The sequence below is a fragment of the Pedococcus sp. P2_E4 genome (assembly GCF_056403935.1).
On record NZ_JBFUEO010000001.1, the window covers coordinates 192,396 to 206,215 of the forward strand.

Here is a 13,820-nt window from a genome sequence, read left to right on the forward strand (position 1 = left end):
GGGGCCGTCTGCGTGCGCCCACCGTGCCGAGGAGGTGGCAAACCGCCCCGAGAACGCGGCGAGGGGGCGGTTTGCCACCCTCTCGACCGCGGGTGTCCGCGTGGGCGTCAGGTGACGTCGGAGTCCGGCAGGTCGAGCTGGTGTTTCACCTCGTCAAAGGTGGAAGCGGCCCCGCGGACCAGACCCTCGACGAACGAGTCGCGGGAGAGCTCGAGGCCACCCTCGTGCTCGACCGGGACCACTCCCGCCGTCCGCAGCGCCTCGACCAGCGAGTGGCTGTCAGGCAGGAGGATCGAGGTCCAGTCGTCGCCGCGGGCTGCGCTGGCCACCTCGGTGAGCTCGTCCAGGGACCCGATGCGCCCCGCCCAGGCCGCGCCGACCTGGGCACCCCACTGACGCTGACGATCGGTTTCGGAGTCGACCTGTGGCGTGGCGCCGGTGTCTCGCAGCCGGCGTGCCACCAGCGCCGGGTCGAGGCGCCGACCGCCGTCCCACAGACGCTCGGCATCCACGGCGCCGCGCTCGCGGGCCGGCTCGGGCGGTGGTGCCGGAACGGGCGGTGGAGCGGGGGCGGCCGGTGGAGCGGGGGCGGTCGGCTGGGGCAGGACCAGGTCGACCTCCTCGCAGTACATCGCCGCGGAGAGCCGGGCCACCGACTCGACACCCCGGACCTGCGGTGAGCGGTCCAGGCGGTGGATCCCGACCCCCGTGAGCCGGAGGGTCATCAGCGGATCCCTGAGGTTCGGGGCCAGGAAGGTCAGCGTGGCGTCCTTCTCCTGGCCGCGACCGTTGTTGCCCCTGACGATGAAGTCGTCGCGCCAGGCGGTGAACCCCGCGGCGCCGCTCTCCGCAACCGTCACCACGAGGTCGCCCACGTCCAGCGGGCCGGTCCGCCTGGTCGGCTCGCGGGTCTCGCCCACGGCATCGCCGGTGTAGGTCTGCGAGACCGTCAGTGGCGCCACGGACGAGACCCGGGTGCAGTCGACGCCGGGGATCGCGACCGCGAAGCTCGAGGACTGCCAGGCCTTGGTGACCTTGCCGGTCTGGAGCTTCCCGCTGCTGGAGGCCGCCACGTCCCGCGTGGACTCCGGGCGGATGGTGACGGTGAGGTGGGCCGGCTCCTTGCTGGACCCGTCGAGCCGAGGAAAGGTGACCGCGGCGATGGTCGCGTGCCGGAACTCGAGCCTGCGGGTCACCTGGTAGTTGTAGTTGAGCACCACGACGGCGCCGTCGTGCGTGGGTGCCTGCCCGTCGAGGAAGGCCACGAGCCAGTCGGCCCAGGGCCCGGTGGGGAGGCCACAGGTGACGACGAGGTCGTCGTATGCCGGTTGGCCGAGGTGCTTGGGCACGACCCCGTCCGTGCGGGCGGGCTCCTCCACCACCGGTGCGTGGACGGAGCCGCCCTCAAGGCCGACGAGGTAGCCGGCGAACTGTCCTTCGACCTCCAGCGCGAACGTCCCCGCTGAGTAGCTGCGAGTTGCCATGGGACAGGGTGGCACGCCCAGGCGCATCCGGGCAGGTCGAAACGGGACCGTCGGTCCACCGCGAACCACCCCCGGTGGTGGTGACTAGGCTCGCAGCCGTGAGCACTTCGCACCCGCAGTCCCTCGTCCCCACCCCTGCCGTCCTCGCGGAGGCGCCCGTCCTGGCGCACTACGTGCGTGGCGGGTTCGTGGAGTCGGCGCACCGCGCATCGGTCGCCGCGACCGGGCCGGACGGGTCGTCCCTGATCGCGCTCGGCGCCGTCGACGACCCGATCTTCCCGCGCTCGTCCAACAAGCCGATCCAGACGCTGGCCATGGTCCGCGCGGGTCTGCGGATGCCGGGCGAGTGGCTCGCGCTCGCGTCGGCGAGCCACTCGGGCGAGGACTTCCACGTCGAGGCGGTGCGCGCGATGCTGCACTCGGCCGGGCTCACCGAGGCCGCCCTGCAGAACACCCCCGACTACCCCGTCAACGAGGCCGCGCGAGAGGCCGTCATCCGGGCGGGGGGCACCAAGCTCCCGATCACCCAGAACTGCTCGGGCAAGCACGCGGCCATGCTCGCGACCTGCGTGGTCAACGGCTGGGACACCGAGGGCTACCGCGAGCCGGGCCACCCGCTGCAGCAGGTCATCGCGTCGACGCTGTCCGAGCTGACCGGAGACGAGATCAGTGCCGTCGCCGTCGACGGGTGCGGAGCCCCCGTCATGGCCGTGACCCTCGCGGGCCTCGCCCGCGCGTTCGGTCGCCTCGCCTCCGCGGAGCCGGGCACGGCCGAGGCCGAGGTCGCGGACGCGATCCGCAGCCACCCGGCATACCTCGGTGGTTCCGACCGCGACGTGACCGCGCTCATCCAGGGCACGCCCGGACTCATCGCCAAGGACGGCGCCGAGTCCGTGTATGCCGTGGGGCTGGCCGACGGGCGCGGGGTCGCCGTCAAGGTCGCCGACGGCTACCCGCGGGCCAAGCCGGTCGTCCTCGCCGCCGCGCTGCGTCGCCTCGGACTCGAGTCGCCGGCCCTCGCCCAGCTCGAGAGCTCCCCGGTCCTCGGCCACGGTGAGCCCGTCGGCGCCATCGTCGCCGTCAACATCTGAGCCGACGTGCGCGCGGTCCTGCAGCGGGTCACCCGCGCCTCGGTCTCCGTCGAGGGCGAGGTCACCGGGGCGATCGACCGCCCGGGGCTCCTCGCGCTGGTCGGCGTCACGCACGACGACGGAGCCGAGCAGGTCGACACGATGGCCCGCAAGATCAGCGAGCTGCGGATCCTCCGGGACGAGCGCTCCGTCCTCGACGAAGGGGCGCCGGTGCTGGTGGTCAGCCAGTTCACGCTCTACGCCGACACCCGCAAGGGGCGGCGTCCGTCGTGGAACAACGCTGCGCCGGGTCCGGTCGCCGAGCCGCTGGTCGAGCAGCTCGTCGTGGCGCTGCGCGACCGAGGCGTCGAGGTGGCGACCGGCCGGTTCGGGGCGATGATGGAGGTCACGCTCGTCAACGACGGGCCGGTGACCTTGGTCGTCGACGTCTGACCCTTAGGCTGTCCTCATGTTCAACGGACTCTTCACCGCCCAGGGCATCGTCACCCTGCTGCTGGGGTTGGCGGCGTTCGCCATGGAGGTGTTCGCGCTCGTCGATGCGCTGCGGCACCGGCCTGACGCGTTCGTCGCGGCCGGCAAGCGGACGAAGCAGTTCTGGTCGATCATCCTCGGGGTGGCCGTGCTCGTCGGGTTCGTGTCGGTCGGCAGCGGGCTGATCTTCTCGATCGGCCTCATCGCCGTCGTGGGTGCCGCGATCTACCTCGCCGACGTGCGGCCGGCGCTGCGCCAGGTCAGCGGACGCGGCGGCTCCCAGCACATGGGTCCATACGGCCCGTGGTGATCCCGGAGGAGGCTGGCGTGTCCGACATCCGTGACCCCCGGGACTCGATCTTCACCGTCGAGCGCCCGTGGGGGAACTTCCAGCAGTTCGTCTCGAACGAGCGCGTCACGGTCAAGATCATCACCGTCGAGCCCGGACACCGGCTGTCGCTGCAGACCCACGACCACCGGGGTGAGTTCTGGCAGGTGCTCGACGTGCCGATCGAGGTCACGGTCGGCGAGCGCACCTGGAGTGCCCAGCCCGGTGAGTCCGTGTGGGTGCCGTGCAACGCGGTCCACCGGATGGCCAACAAGGGCGACCAGTCCGCGCGCCTGCTCGAGATCGCGTTCGGCGACTTCGACGAGGCCGACATCATCCGCCTCGAGGACGACTACGCCCGCTGACGTGGCGTTCACCCAACCCCTGCTAGCAGAACGTGCGTGAATGTGGACAGGTTGCAACCTGTCCATCTTCAGCCAACCCGTGCTAGCAGGGGTTAGCTCAACGGCGCGACGGCGGCCCAGTCGACGGTGAGCTCACCCAGCCGCCACCGGCTGGGACCGTCCAGCAGGGGCCAGCCCTCGTCGCGCGCCGCCTGGGCGGTGGCCAGGAACCGCTGCCGTATGCCGAAGCTCGCCTGGTGTGAGGAGCGCGCCCAGGCGCGGTCGAGGGTCTCCAGCCAGGCGTGCACCGGCTCAGCGGGGACGTTGCGGTGGATGAGCGCCTTGGGCAACCGCTCGGCGATGTCCGAGGGGGTCGCCAGGCCACGCAGCCGCCAGCTCAGCGTCAGCGACACCGGTCCGTCGCGGCCCACCGCAACCCACGTCGCGAGCCTGCCGAGCTCATCGCAGGTGCCGTCGACCAGCAGCCCGTCGGGGGCGAGCCGCCCCTGCACCGTGGCCCATGCGGCGAGGACCTCCGACTCGTCGTACTGGCGCAGCACGTTGAAGGCCCGCACGACCGTCGCGGCGCGCCCCGGGCCGAGGGGGATCTCGAAACCCCCCAGCCGGAACGACAACCCGGGTCGCTCCAGCGGCCGGCCACGCTCCACCCGGTCACGGTCGATCTCGATGCCCACGACCTCCACGTCGGCGCGCACCCGACTCAACCGGTCGTGCAGCTCCACCGCGGTGACCGGCGACGCCCCGTACCCGAGGTCCACGACGACCGGAGGGGTGGGTGACCGTCGCAGCCGCCAGGCCTGCGGTCCGGCGAGCCAGCGGTCGACGCGGCGCAACCGGTTCGGGTTCGTGGTGCCGCGCGTCACCGTGCCGACGGGTCGTGGGTTCGCCGTGCCGACGGGTCGTTGCTGACCCACGCGTCCGACCACGCGGGAAGCCTACGCGGGGACGCGGCTTAGGGTGAGCAGGTGATCCGACGTGGCCAGGACGTGAGCCGCAGCATGGTCGCGCTGGTCGCGTCGCTCACGGCCCTGGCGTTGCTGGGTCTGGTGACCCGGGCACCCCAGTGGCTCGGTCGCGACGGCGGGTTCGACGACGTGGAGCCCGGGCTGCTCACGGTCTCGCAGGACGCCAAGGGCGTGGCCACCCTCGGGGGAGGCGTCTCGGTGTCGCTGTACGACGACGGCCTGCGCATCACGCGGGGCAGCGACCTGCTCCTGCAGACGGTCATCGGTGGTGCGTTCCTCTCGGTCGTCGAGGGGCAGGCGACCGGTTCCGGCGACGACACCAAGGAGGACATCGAGCACGAGCTGTCCGACGTGCAGGTGGACCAGCTGGTCTTCCTGCCGGGGCGTGCCGCCTACGTCGGGACGGTCCACGGCGACGGGCGGAGCCTGCCGTTCACGTTGCAGGTCGAGCTCGCGGGGTCGGTGCTGCGGGTCGCCGCCGCCGTCGACGGCGCCGACGGGGTCGTGTTCCACCTCGACCACGTGCCCGACACCGTCGGCATACGACCCGCGCTGCGGCCCGTCAACCTGCGCGGCCGGGCGAGCTGGATGAGTCCCAGCGCGCCCGCCGGTCAGGCGGCGTACCGCACGATGCTCGGCACCGACGTCGGTGCCGGCCCCCAGGGCGTCGCGCGCGGCGTCGACGTGCGCTCCACCGGCCGCACCGACGTGCACGTCTGGAGCGACGGGGCGTACCTCACGGTGTCCTCCCAGGCGAGACGGCACCCCAGCGCCGAGTGAGCCCCGCGGCGCTCGTGGCAGACTCACGAACATGACGTCCTGCGAAAGCATCAAGCGGGTCCTGATGCTCAGCGTGCACACGTCTCCGCTCGAGCAGCCCGGCACGGGCGACGCCGGCGGGCTGAACGTCTACGTCGTCGAGGTGGCCCGTGAGCTCGCCCGGCGTGACATCGAGGTCGAGGTCTTCACCCGGACCACCACGGCCGACCTGGACCCGACCGTCGAGCTCGAGCCGGGCGTGCTGGTCAGGCACGTGACGGCCGGGCCGTACGAGGGGCTGGGCAAGGAGGACCTCCCGGGCCAGCTGTGCGCCTTCGCGGCGGGGGTCATGCGAGCCGGGGCCCACGAGCCCGAGGGCCACTACAGCCTCGTCCACTCCCACTACTGGTTGAGCGGGCAGGTGGGCTGGCTGGCCGCTGACCGGTGGCAGGTGCCGCTCGTGCACACCATGCACACGATGGCCAAGGTCAAGAACCTCCACCTCGCCGAGGGCGACGCCCCGGAGCCACTGGGGCGCGAGATCGGCGAGCAGCAGGTCGTCGAGGCCGCCGACCGCATCATCGCCAACACCCTGGGCGAGGCGCACGAGCTCGTCGACCTGTATGGCGCGGAGCCCGAGAAGGTGGTCGTGGTGCCTCCCGGGGTCGACCTGTCGTTGTTCTCCCCCGGCGACCCCCGCGCGGCGCGGGCGGCAGTGGGCCTGCCCCAGGACGCCAAGGTGCTGCTGTTCGTCGGGCGGATCCAGCCGCTCAAGGCACCGGAGGTGCTGGTCAAGGCGGCAGCCGAGCTCCTGGCGCGCAACCCCGACTGGCGCGGTGAGCTGGTCGTGGCTGTCCTCGGGGGACCCAGTGGCTCCGGCCTCGCCCACCCGCACGGACTGCAGGAGCTGGCCGAGGGTCTCGGGATCAGCGCCCAGGTGCGGTTCGTGCCGCCGGTCGAGCGCACCGAGCTCGCGCAGTGGTACCGCGCGGCCGACCTCGTCGTGGTGCCGTCGCACTCGGAGTCGTTCGGGCTGGTCGCGGTCGAGGCGCAGGCCTGCGGCACCCCGGTCGTGGCCGCCGACGTCGGTGGTCTGCCCACTGCGGTGGGCGACGCCGGAGTGCTCGTCGACGGACACGACCCACACGTGTGGGCGCTCACCATCGAGGAGCTCCTGCTCGACCCGGACCGTCGAAAGGCCTTGTCCGACAAGGCAGTTGCCCATGCGGCACTGTTCGGATGGGACCGCACGACGGAGCGCCTGCTCGAGGTCTACGTCGAGGCGTGCCGAGCGCGGGGACGTGGCGGGCTCAACGCAGCCCCGTCACCGAACGGCTCCCTCGTCGGCATCCCCTCGGCGGTCGTCCCGTGAGCGAGGCGCAGGACCTGGCAGCCACCGTGACGGCCTACCTCGACGAGGCCGGTGTCGAGTGGGAGCAGGGTGCCCGTGACGGCGAGTTCGTCGTGACACTGCCCGGCGAGAAGAAGCTCAAGACCGTCGCCTCCCTGGTGGCCGGGCCGGACGCGTTGTCGGTCTCGGCGTTCGTCATCCGCAACCCGGACGAGGCGCACGAGAGCTTCTACCGCTACCTGCTGCGCAAGAACCTCCGCCTGCCCGGTCTCGCCTACTCGGTCGACGGGTCCGGGGACGTCTACGTCACCGGACGCCTGCCCGCGGCAGGCGTCGACGCGGCATACCTCGACCAGCTCCTCGGGGTGCTCCTGGAGGCCGCGGACGCCCACTTCAACGAGCTCCTGGCGATCGGCTTCATCTCGAGCATGCGCAAGGAGTGGGACTGGCGGGTCTCTCGGGGGGAGTCGCTGCGCAACCTCGAGGCGTTCCGCTCGATCCTGCAGCGCGAGGGCGACCCCGGTCCCGACCATCCCGGCTGACGACGAGTCGACCGGCTGCGCGGTGATGGGACGTCGCTAGGCTGACGCCATGGCCTACACGTTGATCCTGCTCCGTCATGGGCACTCCGACTGGAATGCCAAGAACCTCTTCACCGGCTGGGTCGACGTCGACCTCAACGACCAGGGTCGCGAGGAGGCCGTCAACGGCGGAAACCTGTTGAAGGACAAGGGAGTTGTGCCCACCGTCGTCCACACCTCGGTACTGCGCCGTGCGATCACGACCGCCAACCTCGCCCTCGACGCCGCAGACCGCCACTGGATCCCGGTGCGTCGCGACTGGCGGCTCAACGAGCGGCACTACGGCGCCCTGCAGGGGCTCGACAAGGCGGCCACGCGTGACAAGTACGGCGACGAGCAGTTCATGCTCTGGCGACGGTCGTTCGACACCCCGCCGCCGCCGATCGAGGCCGGGTCCGAGTTCGACCAGACCGGAGACCCGCGCTACGCGGGTATCGAGGTGCCGCGCACCGAGTGCCTGAAGGACGTCATCGCGCGGATGATGCCGTACTGGGAGGGTGCGATCCAGGACGACCTCAAGGCCGGCGAGACGGTGCTCATCACGGCCCACGGCAACAGCCTGCGCGCCCTCGTCAAGCACCTCGACCAGATCAGCGACGAAGACATCGCAGGCCTGAACATCCCGACGGGCCAGCCGCTGGTCTACACCCTCGGTGACGACTTCATGCCGACCAAGCCGGGGGAGTACCTCGACCCGGAGGCCGCGGCCGAGGCGGCTGCGGCCGTCGCCAACCAGGGCCGCTGACCCAGCCCGGCTGCGCCCCTCAGGGCGTGCCTGCGAAGGGGTCAGCCGTGGTGGAGGTGCCCACGGGGTAGCGGCCCAGCAACACACCGGCTGTGTCGCGGACCTCGACCTGGTAGTGCTCGAGGAACGCGGAGTACGGGACGTCGACGAGGTCGGCCCGCGCAGTCCCAGCCGCCAGGGGCACCACCGTCGAGCTGGGCCAGCTGGAGGGGGCGTCGGAGACGAGCCGGATTGCGGCCCCCGATCCGGCGAAGACCTGGACCAGGGTGGTGGAGCCGGTCTTGCCTGCCTCGCCGTTCCCGCCGGCAAGGACGAACGGCCTCGTGCCGGCAGTGCGGGCATCGAGGGGCGTGGACATCTCCAGCTCCATGCCCTGGAATCCGTCCTTGACCTGGCGGACCAGCTTGGCAGTCCTCAGTACCTGCCCGCCGGAGAGGTGTGAGTGCCCGACGTAGAGCTGGACGTCGGATCCGGGCTCGAGCGCTTCAGGTAGCCCCACGGCCGCTGCCACCCGCGCGTCGACGGGGCCTGCGTAGACGGCCTCGGTGCGGATGCCTTCGCTCGGGATGCCGAGCTGCATGGCGACGACGTCCCGGGCAAACGTGTCCATGCTGGTGCGGAACGCCTCGCCCCTGCAGTCACCGCAGTGGGAGGCGCCGCGGTCGTCGCCGTCCACCGGGTGCCCGACGCGGAACGCGGACGGTCGGCCGTACCCGCTGATCCGGGTGCGCAGCAGGACGGCGCCGAGGGGCAGCCGGCTCATGCCGTCCCGCAGGGTCACGGTCCGCCAGTCGCGGGTGACCGTGCCGTCGAGCTTGACCCGTGCGTGGTCGGAGACCTCGGCGGTGCGGACCTGGGGGCGGGCCAGGATGAGGGTCTGCGACTGGTCGACGGTGAGCGTGAGGAAGACCCCTGCGAACTGGTCGCTCGCATCGCCCTTCAGCGTGAGGTCCATCCGGGAGGCCGGCGCACCAGCGTCTCCCTCGACGAGGGCAAGCTGGCGCTGGTCGGGGTCGACGATGAAGGCCACACGCCTGGAGGCGATGTCGTCGATGAAGATGACCCGCCCGCCCCCGAGCTCGCCGACCGCCCTGACGAGGTCCGCATCGCCGCTGAGGCCGCCGCGGATCGGCCAGGTGGCGAGGGAGGCCCAGCGAGGGTCGCTCGGACCCGGCACGGGGGCAGTGTGCCTCGCAGGTGTCGTGGTGCGGTCGCCGATCGAGTGCCCCAGCGCGGGGATCGCCACGGCGATCGCCGCCATGGCTGCCATCGCTGCAAGAGCTGCGCCTCGGCGCCTTCGGTGGCTCACCGCGATCGCGCCGCTCACCCGCTCGTAGGGGTCGTGCGTCCGTGAGCCCACCTCGTCGGCGCGGGCGGCCAGCGCCTCGCGCAGCTGGGTCTCGATGCTCATGCCAGGCTCCTCTCGCCGGTGTCGCTGTCCGCGTGGTCGGGACCGTCGTGGTCAGCGCCCGGGTCGTCGCTGCCCCGCAGCGCCGACCTCAGTCGGTCCAGCCCGCGCGACGACTGGCTCTTCACGGACCCGACCGACATCCCGAGGGCCGCCGCGGTGTCCGCCTCGGACAGGTCGTCGAAGTAGCGCAGCACGACGACCGCGCGCATTCGCGGCGGCAGCCCCAGGACTGCCTGCGCGATCTCGTCGCGCGTGTCGAAGGCGGCGAACGCGTCGCCGGGGGCACGGTCCGCGTGGTGGGGCACCTCACCGAGCGTCTCGGCGACCCGGCGTCGGCGCCACCACGAGGCGGACTCGTTGGCCAGCGCCGCGCGGGTGTAGGCGTAGGGCGACTCGACCGACGCGATGTGCGACCACCGCCGATGGACCTTGACCAGCGTGGTCTGCACGAGGTCCTCGGCCCGGCCGCGGTCACCGGTCAACAGGTACGCCGTGCGGACGAGCTGGTCCCACCGGGCTCGGACGAAGCGCGCGAACTCGTCCTCCGTGGCGTCCACGGCGACCCTCCCCTCCGTGGTGAGCTCGGCCGCCATGACCCCCGCGCTCACGTTCCCTGTGCCCACGACCCCTAAGACGCGGGTCAGTGTGCCCGAGGTTGAGAGGTCTCGGGACTTTCTGTGCCGTGGAGGCGCACGCGGCGTCGCCGCGTCCCGCCCCGAGCACGAGGAGGGGCCCGGTATGCCGCCCCCACGGCATACCGGGCCCCCTCGGGAGCGGGGACTCAGTGCCCGGAGGCGCGGTCCTCCTGCTCCTCGTGGTCCTCGGCGACATCCCACTCACCGGTGACCAGGTAGACGACGCGGTGGGCGACGGAGACGGCGTGGTCGGCGAATCGTTCGTAGTAGCGACCCACCAGGGTCATGTCGACGGCGGTCTCGGTGCCGTGCGCCCACGAGCCGCCGCCGAGGTGGCTGAACAGCTCGCGGTGCAGGTCGTCCATGGCGTCGTCGTCGCGCTCGAGCGTCTTGGCGTCCTCGACGTCCTTGGCGGCGATGACCGAGCCCGCCTTGGCGACGATGCGCTCGGCCACCTGCCCCATCTGCAGGATGGTGGCGCGCAGCTCGGCGGGGACGGCGGACTCGGGGTAGCGCAGCCGCGCGACCTTGGCGACGTGGCGGGCGAGGTCACCCATCCGCTCGAGGTCGGCGCTCATCCGCATCGCGGTGACGACCATGCGCAGGTCGGTGGCGACCGGCTGCTGCCGGGCGAGCAGGTCGATGGACCGGGCGTCGAGGTCCTCGCGCAGCCGGTCGAGCTCCTTGTCCGCCTCGATCACCGACTCGGCCAGCTGGATGTCGGCGTCGAGGAGGGCCGTGGTGGCCCGGGACATCGCGGACCCGGCCAGTCGGGTCATCTCCACGAGCTGGTCGGAGATGGTGTCGAGGTCCTCGTGAAAGGCGTCGCGCATGGGTTCCCTAGGGTCTGGGCACGGGGTCGTGCCATCGAACGTGCGAGCCGAGGCTCCCACGAAGCAGTGAACGCGTGGGTGAACTCAGGTGAACATCTGGAGACGCCCCTGCGTGGGAGGGGCCCGGAGTGTGCGAGGGGACCTGCGTGGTTGCGTACATTTGTGGACGTGGATGCGACCAGCGCTGCCGTCTTGGCCGGGTTCGCCGGGCTGCTGACCGGTGTGCTCGCGGTCGTCGCCGTCCGCTACTCCGAGCGCCAGCAGAAGACCATGCCCCCGGTCGAGCCCGACCCGACTGCTCTGCCCGCCGGCGTCGCCGACGTCCTGGCCGTCCTGCGGTCCAGCGGCATCGTCGTCGACTCGGCCGATGCGGTCATCAACAACTCCCCCTCGGCGGTCACCTACGGACTCGTCCGGGGCCGCGAGCTCGTGCACAAAGAGCTGCGCCACCTGGCCCGCCAGGTGCGCCGCGACGGGGTCATCCGCGAGGCCAAGCTCGAGCTGGCGCGCGGTCCCCTCGGCCAGGGTCGCTCGATCATGCACGCCCGGGTGGCCCCGCTGGGCAGCAGCCACGTCCTGCTCCTCGTGGAGGACAACACCCAGGCCCACCGGGTCGAGGAGGTCCGGCGCGACTTCGTCGCCAACGTCAGCCACGAGCTCAAGACTCCCGTCGGTGGCCTCGGGCTGCTCGCCGAGGCAGTGCTCGACGCCAAGGACGACCCGGTGGCCGTCGAGCGGTTCGCCAGCCGCATGCAGGTGGAGAGCGCCCGGCTGGCCCGGCTGGTCAAGGAGATCGTCGACCTGTCCCGCCTGCAGGTGGCCGACACCCTGCATGAGCCCCGCCTGGTCGACGTGACCACCGCGGTGCACGAGGCGATCGACTACTGCCGGGTGGGGGCGGACGCCAAGCAGATCGAGATCGTCGAGTCGTGCGCGCCGGACCTCAAGGTCTTCGGTGACGAGGACCTGCTCGTCACGGCGGTGCGCAACCTGGTCGGGAACGCGGTGGCGTACTCCGACCCCGGCAGCCGTGTCGCGGTCGGTGGCCGGGCGTCGGACGGGATGGTCGAGATCACCGTCGCCGACCAGGGTCAGGGCATCCCCGCGGACGAGCAGACCCGCATCTTCGAACGCTTCTACCGGGTCGACGACGCGCGCTCGCGGGCGACCGGTGGCACGGGGCTCGGGCTCGCCATCGTCAAGCACATCTGCGCCAACCACGGCGGCGACGTCACCGTGTGGAGCGAGGAGGGGCGCGGGTCGACGTTCACGATCCGTCTGCCCGCGGCAGCCGACCGCACCGTGGGACAGTCGGACCACTCGCCAGAGTCCCAGCGCAAGGCCGTCGCACCGGTCGGCCGACAAGGAGAAGACGACGCATGACCCGCATCCTGGTCGTCGAGGACGAAGTGTCGTTCTCGGACCCGCTGTCCTACCTCCTGCGCCGCGAGGGCTACGAGGTCGCCGTCGCCGAGACGGGTCCGGACGCCCTCGAGGACTTCGACCGCGCTGGTGCCGACCTCGTGCTGCTCGACCTGATGCTGCCGGGCCTGTCCGGCACGGAGGTGTGCCGGGCGATCCGGCAGCGCTCGAACGTGCCGGTGATCATGCTGACCGCCAAGGACAGCGAGATCGACAAGGTGGTCGGGCTCGAGATCGGGGCGGACGACTACGTCACCAAGCCCTACTCGTCGCGCGAGCTGCTGGCCCGCATCAAGGCGGTCCTGCGTCGACTGTCCGAGCCAGAGGACCTGCTGCCGGCCACCATCGAGTCGGGGCCGGTGCGCATGGACGTCGAGCGGCACATCGTCACGGTGCGCGGCGAGGCGACCCAGCTGCCGCTCAAGGAGTTCGAGCTGCTCGAGATGTTGCTGCGCAACACCGGCCGGGTGCTCACCCGGATGCAGCTCATCGACCGGGTCTGGGGCAGCGACTACGTCGGTGACACCAAGACGCTCGATGTCCACGTCAAGCGGTTGCGCGCCAAGATCGAGACCGACCCGGCCGATCCCCGGCACATCGTGACCGTGCGGGGGCTCGGCTACAAGTTCGAGGTCGCCTGACCGTTGGCCGCGTCAGCGGCCCTCGGAGCAGGCCGCCCGGGCCCAGGGGCTCAGCTGCTGGTCGCCGTCGCGGTCGCCGTTGCCGACGGCGACTCGGTGGGGGTGGCCTCGGCCGTGGGCGACTCGGTGGGCGACTCGGTGGCCGTCGCCGTCGGCGTCGAGGTCGTGGGCGGGGCCGTGGGCTTGAGGGTCGCGTAGGCCCCCGCGGCCGCCACGACGGGAACCACGACGACCGCCGCAGGTGCCGACGCAGACTGAACCGTGAGGGTGATGACGTCACCCGGCGACACCGGGAGGTTGGGCAGCTGCACCTGCGTGGAGCCCGAAAGTCGTTCCTGCGAATAGGCCGGGGCCTCGGCGTAGACCGGCGGCGAGTCCGGTGCCGCGAACGCGACCCGCTCGGCCGTGCCACTGGTGTTGCTCATCGAGGCGGACAGCACGCCCGGCTCTCCCTTGGCGGTGGCGATGACCACCAGGTCTCGCAGCTGCACAGCCCCGAGGTCGACGGGCACACCATCGGCGGCCACGTAGGTCACGTCGGTCTGGATCGGCGACTGCGTCTGGCAGCCCGACAGGGCCAGCCCGGCGCCGAGCGCACCGACGGTCAGCAGGACGCGCACGGGCCGGCGCGAGGACAGGGAACGGCCGGCAGCGGAGCGGGCCAGCGGGGTTCGGCGCATCACGCAGCACAGCCTAGCGGCACCGTCGCAGAGTGCGCGCACCCGTGCGCGTTGCATG

16 protein-coding genes are annotated in these 13,820 nt (G+C 71.8%); 10 read left to right on the plus strand and 6 right to left on the minus strand.

Going from position 1 to position 13,820, the window contains the following annotated elements:
• Positions 1-107: 107 nt before the first annotated feature.
• A complete protein-coding gene (locus AC1DV7_RS00955) occupies positions 108-1,484 on the minus strand; it encodes a hypothetical protein (protein WP_477593664.1) in 1,377 nt (458 codons plus the stop codon).
• A 98-nt stretch (positions 1,485-1,582) separates the two neighbouring features.
• Between AC1DV7_RS00955 and AC1DV7_RS00960 the strand changes: the two genes are divergently transcribed.
• The 4 genes from AC1DV7_RS00960 to AC1DV7_RS00975 are packed head-to-tail and all read left to right on the plus strand — an operon-like array spanning position 1,583 to position 3,739.
• Positions 1,583-2,575 (plus strand): asparaginase, encoded by a 993-nt coding sequence (locus tag AC1DV7_RS00960; protein WP_477593666.1) that lies wholly within the window; start codon positions 1,583-1,585, stop codon positions 2,573-2,575.
• Between the two features lie 6 nt (positions 2,576-2,581).
• Entirely contained in the window at positions 2,582-3,007 is a 426-nt protein-coding gene (gene dtd / locus AC1DV7_RS00965) for a D-aminoacyl-tRNA deacylase (RefSeq protein WP_477593668.1), read from the plus strand.
• A 16-nt stretch (positions 3,008-3,023) separates the two neighbouring features.
• Positions 3,024-3,356, plus strand: a complete 333-nt coding sequence (locus AC1DV7_RS00970) for a DUF2516 family protein (protein WP_477593670.1) — start codon at positions 3,024-3,026, stop codon at positions 3,354-3,356.
• Positions 3,357-3,373: 17 nt separating this feature from the next.
• Positions 3,374-3,739 carry a phosphomannose isomerase type II C-terminal cupin domain gene (locus tag AC1DV7_RS00975; RefSeq protein WP_477593672.1) on the plus strand — a complete coding sequence of 122 codons (366 nt, stop codon included), beginning with the start codon at positions 3,374-3,376 and terminating at the stop codon, positions 3,737-3,739.
• Between the two features lie 92 nt (positions 3,740-3,831).
• Here AC1DV7_RS00975 and AC1DV7_RS00980 read toward each other — a convergent pair whose 3' ends face one another.
• A complete protein-coding gene (locus AC1DV7_RS00980; RefSeq protein WP_477593674.1) occupies positions 3,832-4,665 on the minus strand; it encodes a class I SAM-dependent methyltransferase in 834 nt (277 codons plus the stop codon).
• Positions 4,666-4,704: 39 nt separating this feature from the next.
• Here AC1DV7_RS00980 and AC1DV7_RS00985 point away from each other — a divergent pair, with 39 nt between their 5' ends.
• The 4 genes from AC1DV7_RS00985 to AC1DV7_RS01000 are packed head-to-tail and all read left to right on the plus strand — an operon-like array spanning position 4,705 to position 8,140.
• Entirely contained in the window at positions 4,705-5,484 is a 780-nt protein-coding gene (locus AC1DV7_RS00985) for a hypothetical protein (protein WP_477593676.1), read from the plus strand.
• A 31-nt stretch (positions 5,485-5,515) separates the two neighbouring features.
• On the plus strand, positions 5,516-6,835 hold the full coding sequence (gene mshA, locus AC1DV7_RS00990) for a D-inositol-3-phosphate glycosyltransferase (RefSeq protein ID WP_477593678.1): 1,320 nt from the start codon (positions 5,516-5,518) through the stop codon (positions 6,833-6,835).
• Positions 6,832-7,356, plus strand: a complete 525-nt coding sequence (locus AC1DV7_RS00995) for a YbjN domain-containing protein (protein WP_477593680.1) — start codon at positions 6,832-6,834, stop codon at positions 7,354-7,356. The genes mshA and AC1DV7_RS00995 overlap by 4 nt, the downstream gene beginning before the upstream one ends.
• A 49-nt stretch (positions 7,357-7,405) precedes the next feature.
• Positions 7,406-8,140 carry a phosphoglyceromutase gene (locus tag AC1DV7_RS01000; RefSeq protein WP_477593682.1) on the plus strand — a complete coding sequence of 245 codons (735 nt, stop codon included), beginning with the start codon at positions 7,406-7,408 and terminating at the stop codon, positions 8,138-8,140.
• Positions 8,141-8,159: 19 nt separating this feature from the next.
• Here AC1DV7_RS01000 and AC1DV7_RS01005 read toward each other — a convergent pair whose 3' ends face one another.
• From AC1DV7_RS01005 to phoU, 3 genes are all read right to left on the minus strand, one after another.
• Positions 8,160-9,551 (minus strand): hypothetical protein, encoded by a 1,392-nt coding sequence (locus tag AC1DV7_RS01005; RefSeq protein ID WP_477593684.1) that lies wholly within the window; start codon positions 9,549-9,551, stop codon positions 8,160-8,162.
• Positions 9,548-10,174, minus strand: coding sequence for a SigE family RNA polymerase sigma factor (locus AC1DV7_RS01010; protein ID WP_477593686.1), 627 nt, complete (start codon positions 10,172-10,174; stop codon positions 9,548-9,550). The genes AC1DV7_RS01005 and AC1DV7_RS01010 overlap by 4 nt, the downstream gene beginning before the upstream one ends.
• A gap of 158 nt (positions 10,175-10,332) precedes the next feature.
• A complete protein-coding gene (gene phoU / locus AC1DV7_RS01015) occupies positions 10,333-11,019 on the minus strand; it encodes a phosphate signaling complex protein PhoU (protein ID WP_477593688.1) in 687 nt (228 codons plus the stop codon).
• A gap of 168 nt (positions 11,020-11,187) precedes the next feature.
• Between phoU and AC1DV7_RS01020 the strand changes: the two genes are divergently transcribed.
• Together AC1DV7_RS01020 and AC1DV7_RS01025 are read left to right on the plus strand one after the other, a co-directional pair.
• Positions 11,188-12,402 carry a sensor histidine kinase gene (locus AC1DV7_RS01020; protein WP_477593690.1) on the plus strand — a complete coding sequence of 405 codons (1,215 nt, stop codon included), beginning with the start codon at positions 11,188-11,190 and terminating at the stop codon, positions 12,400-12,402.
• A complete protein-coding gene (locus tag AC1DV7_RS01025) occupies positions 12,399-13,082 on the plus strand; it encodes a response regulator (protein ID WP_477593692.1) in 684 nt (227 codons plus the stop codon). Before AC1DV7_RS01020 ends, AC1DV7_RS01025 begins: the two co-directional genes overlap by 4 nt.
• A gap of 50 nt (positions 13,083-13,132) precedes the next feature.
• Here the strand turns inward: AC1DV7_RS01025 and AC1DV7_RS01030 are convergent, their stop codons facing one another.
• Positions 13,133-13,765, minus strand: coding sequence for a hypothetical protein (locus tag AC1DV7_RS01030; RefSeq protein ID WP_477593694.1), 633 nt, complete (start codon positions 13,763-13,765; stop codon positions 13,133-13,135).
• Between the last annotated feature and the right edge of the window lie 55 nt (positions 13,766-13,820).

What these genes read in the sequence shown, in the direction of transcription:
- AC1DV7_RS00955 (WP_477593664.1), bottom strand. Translation starts at nt 1,484, where the DNA reads ATGGCAACTCGCAGCTACTCAGCGGGGACGTTCGCGCTGGAGGTCGAA.
- AC1DV7_RS00970 (WP_477593670.1), top strand. Translation starts at nt 3,024, where the DNA reads ATGTTCAACGGACTCTTCACCGCCCAGGGCATCGTCACCCTGCTGCTG.
- mshA (WP_477593678.1), top strand. Translation starts at nt 5,516, where the DNA reads ATGACGTCCTGCGAAAGCATCAAGCGGGTCCTGATGCTCAGCGTGCAC.
- AC1DV7_RS01000 (WP_477593682.1), top strand. Translation starts at nt 7,406, where the DNA reads ATGGCCTACACGTTGATCCTGCTCCGTCATGGGCACTCCGACTGGAAT.
- AC1DV7_RS01005 (WP_477593684.1), bottom strand. Translation starts at nt 9,551, where the DNA reads ATGAGCATCGAGACCCAGCTGCGCGAGGCGCTGGCCGCCCGCGCCGAC.
- phoU (WP_477593688.1), bottom strand. Translation starts at nt 11,019, where the DNA reads ATGCGCGACGCCTTTCACGAGGACCTCGACACCATCTCCGACCAGCTC.
- AC1DV7_RS01025 (WP_477593692.1), top strand. Translation starts at nt 12,399, where the DNA reads ATGACCCGCATCCTGGTCGTCGAGGACGAAGTGTCGTTCTCGGACCCG.